The 17,713-nt window shown below is 38.6% G+C and carries 19 protein-coding genes; 2 read left to right on the forward strand and 17 right to left on the reverse strand.

All coding sequences use genetic code 11. The features are described from left to right. Nucleotides 1-31 precede the first annotated feature (31 nt). The 14 genes from KHY58_RS05170 to KHY58_RS05235 form a co-directional block, all read right to left on the reverse strand. Nucleotides 32-1,231 (reverse strand): elongator complex protein 3, encoded by a 1,200-nt coding sequence (locus tag KHY58_RS05170; protein ID WP_024061460.1) that lies wholly within the window; start codon nucleotides 1,229-1,231, stop codon nucleotides 32-34. A 170-nt stretch (nucleotides 1,232-1,401) separates the two neighbouring features. Further along, nucleotides 1,402-2,142: a ribonuclease III gene (gene rnc / locus KHY58_RS05175; RefSeq protein WP_004693448.1), complete on the reverse strand. Its 741-nt coding sequence runs from the start codon at nucleotides 2,140-2,142 to the stop codon at nucleotides 1,402-1,404. Further along, nucleotides 2,142-3,386, reverse strand: coding sequence for a beta-ketoacyl-ACP synthase II (fabF, locus tag KHY58_RS05180; RefSeq protein WP_004693446.1), 1,245 nt, complete (start codon nucleotides 3,384-3,386; stop codon nucleotides 2,142-2,144). The genes rnc and fabF overlap by 1 nt, the downstream gene beginning before the upstream one ends. A gap of 35 nt (nucleotides 3,387-3,421) precedes the next feature. Next, the gene (locus KHY58_RS05185; RefSeq protein ID WP_278472371.1) at nucleotides 3,422-4,378 is read right to left on the reverse strand and encodes an NAD(P)H-dependent flavin oxidoreductase; all 957 of its coding nucleotides are present in this window, start codon (nucleotides 4,376-4,378) and stop codon (nucleotides 3,422-3,424) included. Nucleotides 4,379-4,455: 77 nt separating this feature from the next. Continuing rightward, nucleotides 4,456-4,686 (reverse strand): acyl carrier protein, encoded by a 231-nt coding sequence (locus KHY58_RS05190; protein ID WP_004693441.1) that lies wholly within the window; start codon nucleotides 4,684-4,686, stop codon nucleotides 4,456-4,458. Between the two features lie 51 nt (nucleotides 4,687-4,737). Then, a complete protein-coding gene (fabG, locus tag KHY58_RS05195) occupies nucleotides 4,738-5,481 on the reverse strand; it encodes a 3-oxoacyl-[acyl-carrier-protein] reductase (protein WP_004693439.1) in 744 nt (247 codons plus the stop codon). Nucleotide 5,482: 1 nt separating this feature from the next. After that, the gene (gene fabD / locus KHY58_RS05200; protein WP_278472373.1) at nucleotides 5,483-6,424 is read right to left on the reverse strand and encodes an ACP S-malonyltransferase; all 942 of its coding nucleotides are present in this window, start codon (nucleotides 6,422-6,424) and stop codon (nucleotides 5,483-5,485) included. A gap of 11 nt (nucleotides 6,425-6,435) precedes the next feature. Next, a complete protein-coding gene (gene fabK, locus KHY58_RS05205; RefSeq protein ID WP_004693435.1) occupies nucleotides 6,436-7,380 on the reverse strand; it encodes an enoyl-[acyl-carrier-protein] reductase FabK in 945 nt (314 codons plus the stop codon). A 15-nt stretch (nucleotides 7,381-7,395) separates the two neighbouring features. Beyond that, complete coding sequence (locus tag KHY58_RS05210) at nucleotides 7,396-8,391, reverse strand: beta-ketoacyl-ACP synthase III (RefSeq protein ID WP_012864189.1); 996 nt, start codon at nucleotides 8,389-8,391, stop codon at nucleotides 7,396-7,398. Beyond that, nucleotides 8,375-9,403: a phosphate acyltransferase PlsX gene (gene plsX, locus KHY58_RS05215; RefSeq protein WP_004693432.1), complete on the reverse strand. Its 1,029-nt coding sequence runs from the start codon at nucleotides 9,401-9,403 to the stop codon at nucleotides 8,375-8,377. Before plsX ends, KHY58_RS05210 begins: the two co-directional genes overlap by 17 nt. A gap of 3 nt (nucleotides 9,404-9,406) precedes the next feature. Then, nucleotides 9,407-9,967, reverse strand: coding sequence for a transcription factor FapR (fapR, locus tag KHY58_RS05220; protein WP_004693429.1), 561 nt, complete (start codon nucleotides 9,965-9,967; stop codon nucleotides 9,407-9,409). A gap of 305 nt (nucleotides 9,968-10,272) precedes the next feature. Then, nucleotides 10,273-10,449, reverse strand: a complete 177-nt coding sequence (gene rpmF / locus KHY58_RS05225; RefSeq protein ID WP_004693428.1) for a 50S ribosomal protein L32 — start codon at nucleotides 10,447-10,449, stop codon at nucleotides 10,273-10,275. 25 nt (nucleotides 10,450-10,474) lie between these two features. Continuing rightward, entirely contained in the window at nucleotides 10,475-10,987 is a 513-nt protein-coding gene (locus KHY58_RS05230; protein ID WP_004693424.1) for a YceD family protein, read from the reverse strand. Between the two features lie 100 nt (nucleotides 10,988-11,087). Continuing rightward, the gene (locus KHY58_RS05235; protein ID WP_004693422.1) at nucleotides 11,088-11,222 is read right to left on the reverse strand and encodes a rubredoxin; all 135 of its coding nucleotides are present in this window, start codon (nucleotides 11,220-11,222) and stop codon (nucleotides 11,088-11,090) included. Nucleotides 11,223-11,770: 548 nt separating this feature from the next. On the opposite strand from KHY58_RS05235, the gene KHY58_RS05240 reads away from it, so the two are divergent. Together KHY58_RS05240 and KHY58_RS05245 are read left to right on the forward strand one after the other, a co-directional pair. Continuing rightward, nucleotides 11,771-12,724 carry a nitronate monooxygenase gene (locus KHY58_RS05240; protein WP_004697213.1) on the forward strand — a complete coding sequence of 318 codons (954 nt, stop codon included), beginning with the start codon at nucleotides 11,771-11,773 and terminating at the stop codon, nucleotides 12,722-12,724. A gap of 21 nt (nucleotides 12,725-12,745) precedes the next feature. Next, a complete protein-coding gene (locus tag KHY58_RS05245) occupies nucleotides 12,746-13,294 on the forward strand; it encodes a gamma carbonic anhydrase family protein (RefSeq protein WP_004693416.1) in 549 nt (182 codons plus the stop codon). Between the two features lie 87 nt (nucleotides 13,295-13,381). Here the strand turns inward: KHY58_RS05245 and KHY58_RS05250 are convergent, their stop codons facing one another. The 3 genes from KHY58_RS05250 to nrdD form a co-directional block, all read right to left on the reverse strand. After that, on the reverse strand, nucleotides 13,382-14,626 hold the full coding sequence (locus tag KHY58_RS05250; RefSeq protein WP_155086274.1) for a chloride channel protein: 1,245 nt from the start codon (nucleotides 14,624-14,626) through the stop codon (nucleotides 13,382-13,384). Between the two features lie 2 nt (nucleotides 14,627-14,628). Then, complete coding sequence (gene nrdG / locus KHY58_RS05255; RefSeq protein ID WP_004697282.1) at nucleotides 14,629-15,126, reverse strand: anaerobic ribonucleoside-triphosphate reductase activating protein; 498 nt, start codon at nucleotides 15,124-15,126, stop codon at nucleotides 14,629-14,631. 244 nt (nucleotides 15,127-15,370) lie between these two features. After that, on the reverse strand, nucleotides 15,371-17,521 hold the full coding sequence (gene nrdD / locus KHY58_RS05260) for an anaerobic ribonucleoside-triphosphate reductase (RefSeq protein WP_004693410.1): 2,151 nt from the start codon (nucleotides 17,519-17,521) through the stop codon (nucleotides 15,371-15,373). Nucleotides 17,522-17,713: the final 192 nt, after the last annotated feature.

Raw genomic sequence — 17,713 nt, forward strand, 5'->3', positions numbered from 1 at the left:
TACCAACAACCCTAAATAATCATATCTTTTATTATAACACATATTGCAGGCCATCAATACAGCAACGAACGGTATTTCTCGTGCGTTCTTCACACCATTCAAATGCATACTGCGGATACTGAATCTGAAAGTATTTAACGTTTCGATTATTAAGGCCTCGCACCTTAGATGTTAAGCATCTCGGATAAGAAATAACAATATTATGCTGTACTGCAATACCATTATTCCTAATATAATTTGTTCTATCATTATTAGTGTTATCTATATATCCACTATTATCAGCATTATAAGCACTAACTCCACTAAATCCTAGATTTTCATAAGTAGCGTAGTCAGTTAGATTAAAACAATCGTTACTTAGTGCGTACGTATACTGAGATGCATGCTCATCAATACAACGTTCAATTCGCTGCTTATACTGTTCGTTCACAACCAGCTCCCCCATAGCGGGCTCATATGGCCCCGCTACTAAGCTATTCCTAGAATCTAATTCTTCTGTACTTTGTAAACCCGTGCGAATGACTTCAATGCCATGCTGTTCAAACCAATCTTTTAAAAATGAACAATACTGTATAGCTAGCTCAGTACTTAGTGGTTTATATTCTCCAGCTCTATACTGTTCGGCTAGCTCTGTATTTTCTATAACTAGTACGGGATAGATACGTACAAAATCAGGTCGTAATGCGGCTACTGCAATGGCCGTTTCTATTATGGTTTGCCAAGTCTCTCCTTTTAGTCCCGGTAAAAGTTGAACCCCAACGGTCATATCACGATGTTTTAATCGTGTAACAGCCTCTACTACCTCTTGTGCCGTGTGCCCCCTCTTAGCATCGACTAAAATACCATCATTCATAGACTGCACACCAAGTTCCACAGTTTTTACTCCATAAGACTGTAATAATGTAATCGCTTCATCTCCTACAGCATCGGGCCTTGTAGAACAGCGTATGCCATCAATGAGGCCCTGTTGAAGCATTTCATAGGCAGGCATTAATAATTTATGTTGTAAATCTTTAATAATAGCCGTAAATGATCCACCATAAAAGGCAACCTCCCAAAACTTTTCATTCCGCTTTGTTCCTACATAGTCTTTGATTGTTTGTTGTATATATTCTGGAGTTAGGTGACTAATACCAGATTGGCCTGTAATACGAGATTGATTACAAAATGTACACACATAGGGACAACCTACGTGAGGTATAAAAAAGGGAATCATACCAAATGGTTTCATAGACACCTCCTCTTCTTATGTAAAAATTATTATTCATCTATTATTATATAGATTATTGTTCATCTATCATTATATAGATCATTATTCATCTACCATTATATAGATTATTACTCACATACTATATATTACTCACATACTATTATACAAAAAAAGCGCCATTCGGCGCTTTTCTATTTATCAGCCATCAACTTTTCTAAAGTCAATTGAGCCGCATGTTGTTCTGCAATTTTTTTACTTTTACCAGAGCCGGCCTCGTAAGTAACACCATTAATTTCAACCTCCATATGGAAGGTTTTAGCATGATCGGGACCACTTTCACTGAGCAAATGATAGACAATATGTTTATCCCCATCACGTTGCACATATTCTTGTAATAATGTCTTATAATCTTTGCCCCGCTTACCTTCTAAGGCTTGCATGATATAGGTAGTTAAATGCTTTAAAACAAAGGCCATAGCCGTTTGATAATCTGTAGAAATATAAATGGCACCGATGAGAGACTCAAAGGTATCCGCTAATATAGAGTTTCTATCGTTACCACCGGAAGCGCGTTCTCCATGACCGAGCAATAAATATTGTCCTAGTTGCAAAGAACGACTCACAGATGCTAAAGAATCCTCACACACTGTAGCGGCCTTAATTTTCGTTAAATTACCTTCAGCCATATCTGGATATGTCTTAAATAGGTATTCCCCAATAATAAGATCCAAAACAGCATCGCCTAAAAACTCTAATCGCTGATTGTGATGAATATGCTTTGATTTATGTTCATTCGCATAAGAAGTATGTGTAAAAGCACAATCTATAATGGATATATCTGACACAGGTATGTCTAAACGAGCAACAAGCTCATGAAGAGATTCTTCACGAGCTTGTGTTATCTTACTCTTATGCGTTTCGATAGTAACCATTAAGCTTCATAACGGCGAATGCAAAGTGTACCGTTATGACCACCAAAACCGAAAGAGTTAGAAAGTGCACATTTTACTTGAAGTTCACGTGCGCCTTCACGAACATAGTCCAGATCCAAACCTTCATCAGGATTGTCACAGTTAATTGTAGGGTGAACTTTACCAGTTTCAATCGCCATTGCCATTACGATAGTTTCAATAGCACCAGCAGCCCCCAATAAGTGACCTGTCATGGATTTAGTAGAGTTAACAGCGATATTTTTAGCGTGATCGCCGAACAATTCTTTAATAGCCAATGTTTCATTTTGGTCATTAAGGCCAGTAGATGTACCATGAGCATTGATGTAGTTAACGTCTTTAGGATCAATACCTGCATCTTTAATTGCTAATTCCATACATTTACGAGCTTGAACACCACCTGGAGCTGGTGCAGTGATATGGTAAGCATCACCATTGCTACCATAGCCCACAACTTCAGCATAGATATGCGCACCGCGTGCTTTTGCGTGTTCTAATTCTTCAAGAACTACGATACCAGCACCTTCACCCATTACGAAACCATCACGGTCACGGTCAAATGGACGGGACGCCTTTGTTGGCTCATCATTGCGTGTAGACATAGCTTTCATAGCCGCAAAACCAGCTACAGCAGCCGGAGATACCGCAGCCTCAGTACCACCAGCAAACATCACATCAGCATCTCCACGTTGGATGATACGGAATGCATCGCCAATCGCATTTGTACCAGAAGTACAAGCAGTTACGTCTGTAATAACTGGACCTTTAAGACCAAGGCGAATAGATACGCGTGCAGATGTCATATTTGCAATCATCATAGGTACTGCAAATGGACTTACACGGCCAGGACCTTTTTCGAATAATGTTTCATACACCTCATGGATAGAGTCAATGCCGCCTATACCTGTACCAACTACAGTACCACAGCGATCTAAATCTGCTTTATCTAAATCAAGATCAGCATCTTCACAAGCAAGAACAGCTGCACCGATAGCAAATTCTACAGAACGGTCCATACGACGAGCTTCTTTCTTGTCTACCCCATAGTTTGTAATATCAAAGTCTTTTACTTCACCCGCAATGCGTGTTGCATAGTCAGATGCGTCAAAGCGTGTAATCGGCCCAATACCAGATTGACCTGCCAATAACGCATTGTAGAAGTTCTCTTTACCGATACCTACAGGAGTCACTGCCCCTAAGCCAGTAATTACTACACGTTTTTCCAATTATTCCACCTCTTATAGCTATACAGCCCTTTAAATTAATCAATCTCTGCTACTTGCTGTTTTAATTGAGCAAAGATATCTTTAACTGGCATAATCCTATCGACTTTTCTCATATTATTGCCAGAGAACACCAACCCCGTTTCCACATCACCTTGTTGTGCGCGAGAAAGAGCACGGATAATGCAGAATTTATGGGAACAATGTTTTAAACAGTTATCACACACCGTTGGAGGCGCTACAGTACCATCTAAAACAGATTCAGCAAATTTGTTTTTTATTGCTTGACCAGGCAAACCAACAGGACTTTGAATCAATACTATATCCTCAGGGTTTGTAGCTCGTACATACATTTTTTTCAATTCATCAGATGCATTACATTCATCAGAAGCAGCAAAACGGCTACCCATTTGAACACCACTAGCGCCGATTTTTAACATTTTAACGATATCATGGCCATCTAGAACACCACCAGCAGCAATTACTGGAATGTTTTTTACCGCTGCTACAACTTCGGGAACGATTTCTCGAGCGGAACGATCCGTCCCCAAGTGTCCACCAGCTTCACAGCCTTCTACGATTACAGCTGCAGCACCTAAACCTTCAGAAATGCGAGCTAATTTTGCGGACGAAACAATTGGTACAATAGGAGTACCAGACTCTTTGCCCATTGCGAACATATCTCTTGAAAAACCAGCACCTGCTACTACAAGATCAATGCCTTCTTCGATGGCAGTCTTTACTAAGCCAGCAAATTGAGTTGCTGCTACCATCGCATTTATACCAATAATACCCGTAGGTGATAATTTTCTAGCTAATTGTATTTCGTATCGTAATTCATCGAAAGGCAAGCCCGATGCCGCAATAAGGCCGATACCACCTTCATTTGCAACGGCTGCTGCCAAGCGAGCTGTAGACAATCTAATCGCCATACCACCTTGAATAATAGGTACTTTGGCCACTAGATTCCCAATGCGAAGTTCAGGGAGCTTCACTATCAAATCCTCCTGTAAATAAAACCGGTTGGGAGGCCACTCGGCCTCCCGTTCGGTTGAATTGTTAGCTTTACAGCTTATTTAGCAGAATCAATATATTCTACTGTATCCTTAACGGTTTTAATTTTTTCTGCAACGTCGTCAGGGATTTCAACATTGAATTCTTCTTCAAATGCCATGATCAATTCAACGATATCTAAGGAGTCAGCGCCTAAGTCGTCGATGAATGTAGAATCAATGGTAACTTCAGCTTCATCAACGCCTAATTGTTCCACAACGATTGCTTTAACTTTATCGAAAGTGTTCATTAGTGGTTCACCTCCTTTCAAAGTGTATTTATATATAGTCTAATTTTACAACTACATTACCATGCCACCATCAACATTGATGACTTGACCCGTAATATAATTAGCAAAATCGCTAGCAAGGAATGTTGCTACTGTTGCTACTTCTTCGGCATCAGCCATACGGCCCAACGGAATTTGAGTAACCATAGCTTCTTTAACTTTTTCTGGTAATACATCAGTCATATCTGTATTGATAAAGCCTGGTGCAATAGCATTAACTGTAATACCACGGCTAGCCAATTCTTTAGCACAGGATTTAGTAAAACCAATTACGCCCGCTTTAGAAGCAGCATAGTTAGTTTGACCAGCATTACCTATAACACCAACAACAGATGTCATGTTAATAATATGACCAGAACGTTGTTTCATCATGATTTTAGATACTGCTTTAGTTACCAAGTAAACACCTTTTAAGTTGATATCGATAACAGCATCAAAATCTTCGTCTTTCATTCGCATTAACAAACCGTCACGCGTAATCCCCGCATTATTCACGAGAATATCAATGTGACCAAATTCTTTATGAGCTTCTTCCACCATGGAAGCAACTTCATCAGCATTGGCTACATTAGCTTTAATTTTAATGGCTTTGCGGCCTAACGCTTGTACAGCTTCAACAGTTTCTTGCGCTGCACCTTCGCTACCGCTATAGTTTACAACAACATCAGCACCAGATTGTGCTAGATTGATAGCTACAGCGCGACCAATGCCACGGGATGCGCCAGTTACAATGGCTACTTTACCCTCTAAATGCATTTTATCGAACCCCCTTCAAAAATTCAAGCGTTTTCTCTAAGGATGCAATGTCTTCAACATTGGCTAATTCCATATCTTTGTTAATCTTTTTAGTAAAACCTGTAAGTACTTTCCCAGGCCCCACTTCAACAAAGCGAGTAATACCAAAGTTTACCATTTCAGCTACACAATCTTCCCATAAAACAGGGTTAGCGGCTTGAGTAACTAAGGACTCTTTAATGTCATTGGCATTAGTCAAAATCTTACCAGTAACATTTGCAACTACAGGAATTTGTGCATCACTCACTTGGATCTTATCCAATTCTTCCTTTAACCGAAGAGCCGCGGGTTCCATCAAACGGCTGTGGAATGGAGCACTCACCGGAAGCATTACTGCACGTTTCGCTCCTGCTTCTTTCATTTTTTCAGCTGCTGTTTCCACCGCTGCAGTTTCACCGGCAATAACGATTTGTCCAGGGCAATTGAAGTTAACTGCTTGTACAGAACCTACAGAAGCATTTACTTCTTCACAAATTTCTACAACTTGCTCACGAGGTAATGCCAAAATTGCCGCCATAGCGCCTTTACCCAATGGCACAGCTTCTTGCATATATTCACCGCGTTTATGAACTACATATACTGCGTCTTTAAAGTTCAATACACCGGCTGCTACTAGAGCACTATACTCACCAAGACTATGCCCGCCTACGATATCAGGCGTAAAGCCTTGTTCTTTTAGAATTTCATAACAAGCTACGGATGCAGTCAAAATAGCTGGTTGTGTATTTGCTGTTTTAACGAGCTCTGTATCAGGACCTTCGAAGCATAATTTACTGATGGAATAACCAAGTGCTTCGTCAGCCTCTTCAAAACGTTGTTTTACAATAGGATACGCATTATACAAATCTTGTAACATGCCTACTTTTTGAGAACCTTGACCAGGAAAAACAAATGCCGTTTTCATTAGGGGCCTCCTTATTTACTAAGACCTTGAAGATTCTTAATCACTGTTTCAGCTTCAGTCATGATATCTTTAATGATAGTTTCACATGGTTTAACATCTGTTAACATACCAGAAATTTGACCGATCATTACAGAACCTTCTTTTATATTACCATCAATAGCAGCTAAACGAAGTGTGCCAGCGCCTAATGCTTCCAATTCCTCTTTAGAACCACCACTAAATTCAAGGGATTTATATTTATGAGCTAACGCATTATCTATAATACGTACAGGATGACCTGTTGTTAAGCCAGTCATAACTGTAGCACGATCTTTTGCTTTCAATACAGCATTTTTATAATTTTCATGGGCAATACATTCTTCGGATAATACGAATCGTGTCCCCATTTGTACCGCTTTAGCACCTAATGCAAATGCCGCAGCCATACCACGACCATCTGCAATACCACCAGCAGCAATAACTGGTACATCTACAGCATCAACTACTTGAGGAATTAATGCCATAGTTGTAATATCACCTACGTGACCACCAGACTCTGTACCTTCAGCAATAATTGCATCAATACCGCCACGTAATAAGCGCTTTGCAAGTAATACTGATGCAACTACAGGAATAACTTTTGTACCAATTTCTTTCAAAGCGGGAACATAAACACCAGGATTACCTGCACCTGTAGTGATAACAGGAACACGTTCTTCCACAACTACTTCCATAACCTCTTTTACAAATGGAGACATGAGCATAATATTACAGCCAAAAGGCTTGCTAGTGCGCTCTTTTAATTTATGGATTTCATTACGGAAAATATCAGGAGGCATATGACCAGCACCAATAATCCCAAGGCCACCAGCTTCAGAAACGGCTGCCGCTAATTCTGCAGTACCGAGCCAAGCCATACCACCTTGAAAGATTGGATACTCAATCTGCAATAAATCACAAATGTCAGTCTTAATCATCTTGATGTGTCCTCCTTAATACCATTTCAAGACCAGGCTTGCCCATGTTAGGCCTGCACCAAATCCTGCAAACGCAACATTATCACCGCGTTTGAAACGTCCCTCGCGATTAGCTTCATCAAGTGCAATCGCTACAGACGCGGCAGATGTATTACCATACTTATGTAAATTAACAAAAACTTTTTCCATTGGCAGATGTAAACGTTTGGCTGCCGAATCAATAATACGAATATTCGCTTGATGAGGAATGAAGTAATCTAATTCGTTTAACTCCATACCAGCGCGTTCTAAGGATTTTAAAACCGTACGCCCCATCGTTTTAACGGCAAATTTATATACTTCAGGGCCATCCATATGAATAAATGTTAAGCCCTCTTCTACGCGTTGATCATTTGCCACCACAGCAGTGCCACCTGCAGGAATGCAAAGCGCTGGTCCGCCAGTGCCATCGGCGCCCATGTCAATACCTTTAATGCCATAGCCTTCAGGTACTTCAGATACTACTGCAGCCCCAGCACCATCACCAAAGAGGATACATGTACCACGATCATTCCAGTTTACTCGACGGGAAAGGATTTCCGCCCCCACGACGAGTACTTTTTTATAAATACCAGAACTAATATAACTAGCGGCAGTAATCAATCCATATACAAACCCAGAGCATGCCGCTTGTAAATCATAGGCTGCAGCGTTTTTGGCGCCTAAGTTCGCTTGCAATACACAAGCTGCCGAAGGAATAATCATATCTGGTGTTAAGGTAGCAAAGATAATCATGTCGATTTCCTCTGCAGTGACATTAGCCATTTGCATAGCTTTTTTTGCTGCCTCTGTCGCCATATAGGATGTATTCATACCTTCCGGTGCAATGCGTCGTTCTTCTATACCCGTACGCTCTCTAATCCATTGATCATTGGTATCAACCATTTTTTCAAGATCAAAGTTTGTTACTACATTGTCAGGAAGGAAGCTCCCAGTACCAATGATTCCTACAGGTTTATTCATCATAGTCATACTTTAAGGCTCCTTCAATATCCATCGTTTCTCTTATGTGTTGAATAATTTTACGCTCTACTAAATCACTAGCAATTTCAATAGCAGTTTTTATTTCTTTTGCTTTAGAACTACCATGAGCAATCATGAATACCCCATTAACTCCCAAGAGCGGAGCACCACCATTTTCTGTGTGATCCAAACGTTTTGCCATCTTTTTCAAAGCTGGCTTTACAAGCATAGCTCCTATCTTGGCGAAAATACTTCCTGCCATGATACTATCCTTTACTAATTGCGTAAGACCTGTTACTAAACCTTCCGCAAATTTAAGTACCACATTGCCTACGAAGCCATCACATACGACAACATCAACGGCACCTTTAGGAATATCACGACCTTCAATATTTCCTTTAAAATTGATAGTCTTCATACCCTCCAAAATCGGATACGTCGCCAATACGACATCGTTCCCCTTTGTGGCCTCTTCACCAATATTTAACAATCCTACAGTAGGATTTTCTTTTCCTAATAAAAGCTTAGCGTATTCAGACCCCATTAAAGCACCTTGTACAAGATGTTTAGGTTTACTATTAGAATTTGCACCAGAGTCTAACATAACTGTTATACCACTTACCGTTGGCATTGGAGTTGCAATGACAGGGCGGTCAATGCCCTTAATGCGACCGAGACCAAACAAAGCCGCTGCAACAGCAGCTCCCGTACTCCCCGGAGCAATTACAGCATCACAACGATTATCGCGAACCAACGAAGTAGCGACCACAACAGATGCATCTTTTTTCTTGCGCAATGCTTGACCTGGATGTTCATCCATGCCGATTACCTGGCTAGCATGATGTACAGAAATACGTGGATTCTTAGCTTCATTATTAGCTTCTAATATATCAAAAATTTGCTGCTCATCGCCGACGAGCACCACTTCAATGTGTTGATTTGCTCGTACGGCTTCAATGGATCCAAGTACAGTCTCCATTGGAGCAAAGTCGCCACCCATGGCGTCTATTGCAATTTTCATAATTTACACCCTATTCTCTACGGATTCCATAATAAATTTTGCGCGAAACACTTCTTTTATTTTATCTCTTATTATAACCCAAATAAAGAACTTATTACCTCGGCGACGAACAATTTCTGCTTTCGCTACCAAATTAGTACCAGATCCTACCGGGTTTTTATATTTTATATTTCCAACTTCCGCAGAGCAAACAGTCGTCCCCATAACCACTTTTGCAAGGGAATTTGCTTGCGCATATAAATACTGCGGTTCTACATATCCGAATTGATCTTCCATATCAGCCGTAGTACGCAACATAGATAATGCTTGGTGCCCCTCGGTGACATCAATCAATTCGCCAACCACTTCATATGATACATGTTCTGCCATTTCATGTGATTGACCTGTAGCCATAACACGAATGCGTTCACGCAATTCAGGAATACCCAATTCTAGTCGATCGAGACGAATTGTTGGCACACTTACACCAAAGTGTGTTGCCAATTCTTCATCAGTAAGAAATGGCGTAATATTCAGTTTTTCTTGTAACTGCTTCTGGCGCTCTTGCTTCTTTAACCGACTCATGGGACCACCTTTTATGACCTAGTATTAATATTACATCCTAAGTATATACAATAATTCCCTTATTGGCAAGACTTTTCATACATATAGTAAGATATTTTCATAGCATATACAAAATATAGTTGTTTTTTTATATTTTAGTATTATTGTTTATAAAAAATAAAAATGTGTCACCATCTTATAGAATAATCTTACTATAAAATAGTGACACTTGCTATTGATAACAAAACATATAAAAATATGAGTGTATATTTTGAAAGCATATAAAAAAGACGCCTACAAAGTAGGCGTCTCTCTCTGCTCACATATTAAGCATTAGCTACTACTTGTTCACCTTTATAGTGACCACATGTAGGGCAAACACGATGAGGCATCTTAGGTTCGTGGCATTGTGGACATGCTACATAACCAGGAGCTTCTAATTTCCAATTAGCACGACGACGATCGCGACGGCATTTAGACAATCTACGTTTAGGTACTGCCATTATCTGCACCTCCTTAGTACAATCATTAGGATAATCTATCATCTTTCTCATCAAGCAAAGCACGTAACTCTGCAAATCGAGGATCCACCACAAAGGATTCACAAGAACAAGGTGAAACATTTAAATTTGCTCCGCAATGAACGCACAATCCTTTGCAATCATCCTGACATAACACTTGAGAGGGCTCATTGATGATTAATGTATCCCTAATTAGTTCAGTTAAGTCAATTTCTTCTCCATCAAAAGAATTCACATCATCTGCAGCATCTCGACAATCACTAAAGATTTCCTCAAAGAAATCTTTTCGATAATGTTCTGTGGTATTTAAACAACGGGAACAATCATAATCGCCTTTAGACTGAATCGAACCTTGAACGATGTAATTTTGACCATCAAACCAAAACTCACCACTAATGGTTATATCATGACGGCTCCAAGGAAAAGCAGTTACGTCACCAAGCTCAGAGGCTGATATCGTATAGCTATAAGGAAATTTCTTTCCTATATGTTCTTTTGCTTGCTCTACTTGCAGTTTCATAATCTTACCTCGACTCATAATATTATAAACATGACATGGTGCTTTGTCAAATAAAAAAGACTATCTCAAGTGGACTCAAGATAGCCTTTTGGTAAGTCAATTACATTTTTTCGAATTGGTCTTTACCAACACCGCAAATTGGGCAAACATAATCAGCTGGTTGATCTTCGAATTTTACGCCTTCAACAGCTTCGTCATAAACCCAACCACATACTACGCATACATATTTTTCCATGTGTATTTCCTCCTTCACTTGAAAATTATTGTTTAATGTTTATCTTTAATTAATTCAGATACTCTATCTGTAATGTAGTATATCAAAGACATCGAAACTTTTCAATACTCATTTTCTTATTTTCTCATTTTTTATAATATTTAATAATCATAGATACTATGCGGTTTTCTACTACTTAACTCATTTGAAATATATTATCATTTAGTTTTTTTATCTTTAGACTACTGCTGAATATTTTATTTTAATCCAATAATTGGAAATTAATTTTGAAAGCATATTGTTTAAATAAATAACTATAATAACCTTATCTAAGGTGTACATAATTACTATATTATACTATTATATAGAGAAGAGATTATATGATTACATATAATCTCCAAATAATATTATGCTTAATCTCTTTAGTATATAAGTATATACTGATGAATATTCTTGACTTTATTAATACTCTAATTTTATATAAGAAAATAAAATCATTCTTATATAAAATTCTCGTATAAAGGTATAATAAAGTTTCAGTAAATCTAATTGTTATCATAGGAGGCTTTATGAGAACAGCATTAACACAACTTTTACAAATCGAATACCCTATCATCCAAGGTGCTATGGCTTGGGTATCTGAACACAAACTAGTTGCTGCCGTAGCTAATGCAGGTGCTACAGGTGTAATTGCTCTTGGTGGTCGTGATGCAGAATGGACGCGCAACGAGATTCGTGCTTGTAAAGACTTAACGGATAAGCCTTTCGGAGTCAATCTCATGTTAATGGCTCCCAATAAAGACGAATTAGTGGATATTATCATTGAAGAAAAGCCTGCATTTGTAACACTTGGAGCAGGCAATCCTGTACCATATATTAAACCATTGCAAGATGCAGGCATTAAAGTTATCCCTGTTGTCCCATCTCTAAAACTTGCTAAACGCATTGAAGAAGCTGGTGCTGATGCAATTATTATTGAGGGTATGGAAGCTGGTGGACATATTGGTAGCCAAACAACCATGTCCTTGATGGAAAATATTTTACCTGAGATTTCCATTCCTGTTGTTGTAGCAGGCGCTATCGTAGATGGTCGTGGTATTGCAGCAGCATTGTTGATGGGTGCTGAGGGTGTACAAATGGGTTCCCGTTTTTTGTTAGCTGAAGAATGCCAAGCCCACATAAATATGAAAGAAGCAATTATCAAAGCCACAGATACAGACTCTGTTGTAACGGGTCTCCTCTCCGGTCACGGTGGAGTACGTAGCTTGAAAAACGAATTCACTACACGTTACTTAGCTGCCGAAACAGATGGTGTCACTACTCCTGAAGAACGCACCAAAATGTCCCAAGGCACTAACAAACGTGCTGCTATCGATGGCGATGTTGTAAATGGTGCTGTACAAGTTGGACAAGGTTTAAACCGACTTACTACTATTGAACCTGCTCACACTATAGTACAAACAGTAATGAACGAAGCTATTATGTCTATTCGTAAAGCACAACGTCTTATTGAAATCGTATAGTTAATAAATTAGGAGTTCCTTATGTTACCATTTCACGGAAAATACCCCAAATTAGATCCCAAAAGTTGTGTTATGCCTGGTGCAGAACTTGCAGGTGATGTTGAACTAAAAGAATATGCTTCCATTTGGCAAAACTGTGCACTTCGCGGTGATGTAAATAAAATTGTAGTAGGTCGCTATTCCAATGTACAGGATAACTCTGTATTACACGTTGATGACGACAGGGCTTGCATTCTTGGAGATTATGTAACAATTGGCCATGGTGCAATAGTACACGCTAGTACTATCGAAGATAATGTATTAGTTGGAATGGGCGCTATTGTATTAAGCGGTTGTCATATTGGCTCTGGCTCTATTATTGCTGCTGGTGCAGTCATAAAGGAGAACACTGTAATCCCACCTAACTCTTTAGTTGTTGGAATCCCAGCTCGCATAGCTCGTACAGATGAAACGCAAATCGAACGTATTCACAATCAAGCACTAAAATATAAACACTTGTGGACTGTAGAATATGGCATGCTTCCTGATGCGGGTGGCGAGGAATACGATAAGAACGCCAAAATCGTATAATTACATATACATTAAAAGCGGATAGTTGATTAACTCAACTATCCGCTTCTTTTCTATATATTATATTTAACTTTTATTAACTGCTATTTAGTGCTGCTTAGCGCTATTTAATTTTGATTGAATAATTTGCTCTACCATAAGGGCTGTCCCCATTGTTAAAGCTATAGGAAACAACATCTCTACAGAGAAACGAGATAATTCAAGCATAAATACACAAGATGTCATAGGCATTTTTTGTGCAAGGCCTAAGAATACTACGGCCCCCACAAAAGCAGACATTCCCAAAGATACTGGCGCTATAGCAATAGCCCATACGGTACCAAATACGATTCCCAAAGTACTACCTAACATCATAGATGGTGTAATACGACCACCATATGCACCAGCGGCCAAAGCAAGTAAAACAGCTACCCATTTGGATCCAAATAAACCCAATGCATATGTCCATGTGATATCGTTCGTAAAAGTCAACTCATTGCCTGCTTTACCATTTCCAAGAATTTCAGGAAAATACATAGCTAAAACACCAATTAGTGTAAATGCTACGATAGAAATGGGAATCATTACAGGACTACTACGATGAATGGCGGGTAGCTTACTTTGTGTAATATTAAATAAAACAACACCAATTGCAATAATAGCGCCTAAAACGATAGAAAACTCTACATAATGACTCCCCAAACTGGGTTGTGCCATTGTATATTGTATAACATCTCCTACACCAGCTTGTCGCGTCACAAATGTAGCCAAACCACAACATAAGAGGGCTGCACTCATAGCCCGTATATTCCAAGTAAGAAGCAAAGTTTCTAATGTGAAAATTGCCGCAGATAATGGTGAATTATAAACTGCAGCTAAACCAGCGCCTGCAGCACATGCAACTAATAATTGACGGTCTTCTTGTTTTATATCAAAATGTTTAACTAAAAAGGTAGTAATACCAGCGCTAGCCTCACGTGGTGCAACTTCTCGACCTAATGGAGAACCAATACCTACCGTAATTATTTGCAGTGTTGCATGTAAAACAGTAGTAATTGGATTCATATCCATTTTACCAGAAACTGCCGTTTTTATATCTACAACGCCTTTACCATATCTGTGAATCAAAACCCAACCTACGCCACCTATCACGCCACAGACGATTAAGGGTATTAATCGTTCTATCGGTGATACTCGAGCCACAGCTGCACCAAAGCTCAGATGATCAGCAGAGGAGTAATTATATACGAAATGTTGGATTCCATGTAATAAATGCGTATAGGAAGCCCCTACTAGCCCTGCTATAAAGCCAACTATAATAATGAGTCCTATAAATCGTTTATCATATATCATATTTACTCCATCGCTAATACAATTTCCCCAGCCGCTAATGTCTTTTTAACATCAATGATACGCTGATTTGAAGAACCTCTGAAGCGCAAAGCAGGATCCTTAAGTTCATCTACAAAGCGGCCATCTACGAGAATGTCGATTTCTTGTAATAAAGCACTTCGCAACTCATCTTCTAAGATATCATCTATTTCATAGCCGGAATAGGCCCAAATCTTCTTTTCTGGCGCCGCTGCTCGAACAGCTCTCACCACCGGTAATAAGCCTTGTACATTTTGAAATGGCTCCCCACCTAATAATGTTAACCCTGAACATGTAGGATTCTTCACATAGGAAACCACTAAATCTGTCTCAGCTTGCGTCCATACCTTACCAGCATTAAAATCTTGGTATTCTTCATTAAAACAATTATAACAACAATGTGTACAACCTGTTACAAATATAGATGTACGAATCCCTTCTCCATTGGCAATATCATATTGTCTTATTTGCCCATATCTCATCATAACCTCCATAGTAGTGCCTATCAACTTTGATCAACACTATATAGATATATTTCAATTTCTCATATATACAGTAAAAGCTGTGCCTTAGGCACAGCTTTTACCATTTAAAACTATCGTATTTAGAACTAAAATCGTATCCCACATCATTAGATGTCTATGATAATTATATTAATCTATATAACAGTTTATCTTAATATGCTTAATATACAGAATAATTATTAAAACTATAACTCTAATAATCTTAAATGTGCATTACACGATCTTTAATTTCCTTTGTGCGCCCTTCATTCCAGAAGTTTTCGCCAAGGTATCCACAAGTACGACGGATAACAGTTAATTTATCGCGATTTGTATTGTGGCAACGAGGGCATTCCCACTCGTTATGTTCATTTACCTTAATTTCTCCATCAAAGCCACATTCGTGACAATAGTCAGACTTGGTATTAAATTCAGCATAAGAAATATGATCATAAATATATTGAATCATAGTCAAAACAGCTGGAATATTATTAGTCATATTAGGAATTTCTGCATAGGAAATACAGCCACCTGTAGATTTCTTTTGGAACTCAGATTCAAAGGAGAACTTATCAAATACATTAATCTCTTCTCGTACGCTTACATGATAACTATTAGTATAATAACCCTTATCCGTAATGTCCTCAATAATACCAAAACGAGCGCGATCCAAAGAAGAGAATCGATGGGTTAAACTTTCAGCAGGTGTACCATATAATGCAAAGCCCATGTTATGTTTAACTCGCCATTCATCAACAGCTGCATTTAAGCGATCCATAATCTTCATCGCAAAAACGCGACCTTTCTCGCCTGTATTCGATTCACCGGTAATTAAACGAGTTGCTTCATAAATACCAATATATCCCAAGGAAATAGTCGCATAACCGCCAGTCAAGAATTTGGCAATTTTCTCGCCTTTTTTAAGTCTTGCAATAGCACCGTGTTGCCAATGGATTGGTGACACATCACTCACTACGTCCTTAAGTAATTCATAACGAAGCATTAGTGCTTTTTCTGCCAACTCAAGTCGTTTATCTAAGATTTCAAAATATCGTTCTTCACTACCGCGGGCTAGAATGCCAATTTGAGGTAAGTTTAAACTTACTACACCAATGTTAAAACGTCCATCAAACTTGTATTCACCATTTTCATCCTTCCAAGGAGATAAGAAGGATCGACAGCCCATAGGACTAAAGACATTACCTGAGTAGTTTTCCTTCATTTTTTTTGCAGAAATATAGTCAGGGTACATGCGCTTAGCCGTACATTGTGCTGCCAATTCAGTTAAGTAATAGTATGGACTATCTGGTGTTACATTATGCTCATCAAGAACATAAATCAACTTAGGAAAGGCTGGTGTAATATATACATCGGCTTCGTTTTTTACACCTTTAATACGTTGGCGCAAAATTTCTTCTGTAATAAGAGCCGCTTCCTTCGCGTATTCATAGTCTGGTTGGAAATACATAAATAATGTAACAAATGGAGATTGACCATTTGTGGTCATCAATGTATTGATTTGGTATTGAATAGTTTGGATACCATCTTTAACCTCTTTACGCGTACGTTTCCACGCTATTTCACGAGCCTTTTCCATATTAGGCTCCATGCCATAAATCTCAACTTGCTCTTCAATAACATTATTGAGGATTTTTTCATAAGATTTACGTACAAATGGTGCCAAAATACGGTCAATACCATTAATACTTTGACCACCATATTGACCAGATGCTACTTGTGCAATGATTTGTGTTGTTACAGTACAAGCAACTTGGAAAGACTTAGGTGTATCGATTTTTTTACCATTAATTACTGTGCCATTTGTAAGCATATCTTCCAAATTAATCAAGCAACAGTTAAACATAGGTTGAATAATATAATCCATATCATGGAAGTGGATAGCTCCACTATCATGGGCTTCCAAAATATCGGTAGGAATCAATTTACGACGAGCAATATCCTTAGATACTTCACCAGCAATTAAATCCCGTTGGGTAGATACAATAGCAGCATCCTTATTAGAATTTTCATCAAGAACACTGATATTACTACGATCTAATAAACCAATTACATCATCATCAGTTGTATTTTGACGACGTTTAAAAGCTTGAACAGCTTTGTAACCTTCATAGGCACGTGCCGTTGCAGGATTATGATACTCAATCAACTTATAATACACTTGATCTTCAATAGCATAAATTGTCATGTCTTTTTGAAGCTTAGTAGCATATTCCTCAATTTCATTTGCAATACGCTGTGCCAAGCCCTCTTCGTACAACCCAGTACTACTATGTTCAGCTTTTTCAATAGCCAAAGCAATCTTGTTTTTGTCGAATGGTACCTTCGTGCCATCACGCTTAATGACCTGCAACATATTGGCAACCTCCCCATCTTGTTACTGCCAAAATATATGTTAAGAAGTATAAAAAGTATGTCTAATCACACTTTTTATAAATTTATATGTAAAAATGTAAAGAATTATTAGAAACCCCCTCTATTTTTACCGCCTTCTCAGTATACTATATATGGTGGTTGTTTTCAACCCTAAATACAATATAAAGTAAAA

This window comes from Veillonella parvula (assembly GCF_018366295.1).
Taxonomy (GTDB): Bacteria; Bacillota; Negativicutes; order Veillonellales; family Veillonellaceae; genus Veillonella; species Veillonella parvula_P.

Coding starts and splice junctions, on each gene's coding strand:
- nrdG (WP_004697282.1), bottom strand. CDS start 15,126: ATGAGATATGGGCAAATAAGACAATATGATATTGCCAATGGAGAAGGG.
- KHY58_RS05235 (WP_004693422.1), bottom strand. CDS start 11,222: ATGGAAAAATATGTATGCGTAGTATGTGGTTGGGTTTATGACGAAGCT.
- fabG (WP_004693439.1), bottom strand. CDS start 5,481: ATGCATTTAGAGGGTAAAGTAGCCATTGTAACTGGCGCATCCCGTGGC.
- KHY58_RS05190 (WP_004693441.1), bottom strand. CDS start 4,686: ATGAACACTTTCGATAAAGTTAAAGCAATCGTTGTGGAACAATTAGGC.
- fapR (WP_004693429.1), bottom strand. CDS start 9,967: ATGAGTCGGTTAAAGAAGCAAGAGCGCCAGAAGCAGTTACAAGAAAAA.
- KHY58_RS05250 (WP_155086274.1), bottom strand. CDS start 14,626: ATGATATATGATAAACGATTTATAGGACTCATTATTATAGTTGGCTTT.
- fabK (WP_004693435.1), bottom strand. CDS start 7,380: ATGATTAAGACTGACATTTGTGATTTATTGCAGATTGAGTATCCAATC.
- plsX (WP_004693432.1), bottom strand. CDS start 9,403: ATGAAAATTGCAATAGACGCCATGGGTGGCGACTTTGCTCCAATGGAG.
- KHY58_RS05240 (WP_004697213.1), top strand. CDS start 11,771: ATGAGAACAGCATTAACACAACTTTTACAAATCGAATACCCTATCATC.
- nrdD (WP_004693410.1), bottom strand. CDS start 17,521: ATGTTGCAGGTCATTAAGCGTGATGGCACGAAGGTACCATTCGACAAA.
- KHY58_RS05210 (WP_012864189.1), bottom strand. CDS start 8,391: ATGACTATGATGAATAAACCTGTAGGAATCATTGGTACTGGGAGCTTC.
- rnc (WP_004693448.1), bottom strand. CDS start 2,142: ATGGTTACTATCGAAACGCATAAGAGTAAGATAACACAAGCTCGTGAA.
- KHY58_RS05245 (WP_004693416.1), top strand. CDS start 12,746: ATGTTACCATTTCACGGAAAATACCCCAAATTAGATCCCAAAAGTTGT.
- KHY58_RS05170 (WP_024061460.1), bottom strand. CDS start 1,231: ATGAAACCATTTGGTATGATTCCCTTTTTTATACCTCACGTAGGTTGT.
- rpmF (WP_004693428.1), bottom strand. CDS start 10,449: ATGGCAGTACCTAAACGTAGATTGTCTAAATGCCGTCGCGATCGTCGT.
- KHY58_RS05230 (WP_004693424.1), bottom strand. CDS start 10,987: ATGAAACTGCAAGTAGAGCAAGCAAAAGAACATATAGGAAAGAAATTT.
- fabD (WP_278472373.1), bottom strand. CDS start 6,424: ATGAAAACGGCATTTGTTTTTCCTGGTCAAGGTTCTCAAAAAGTAGGC.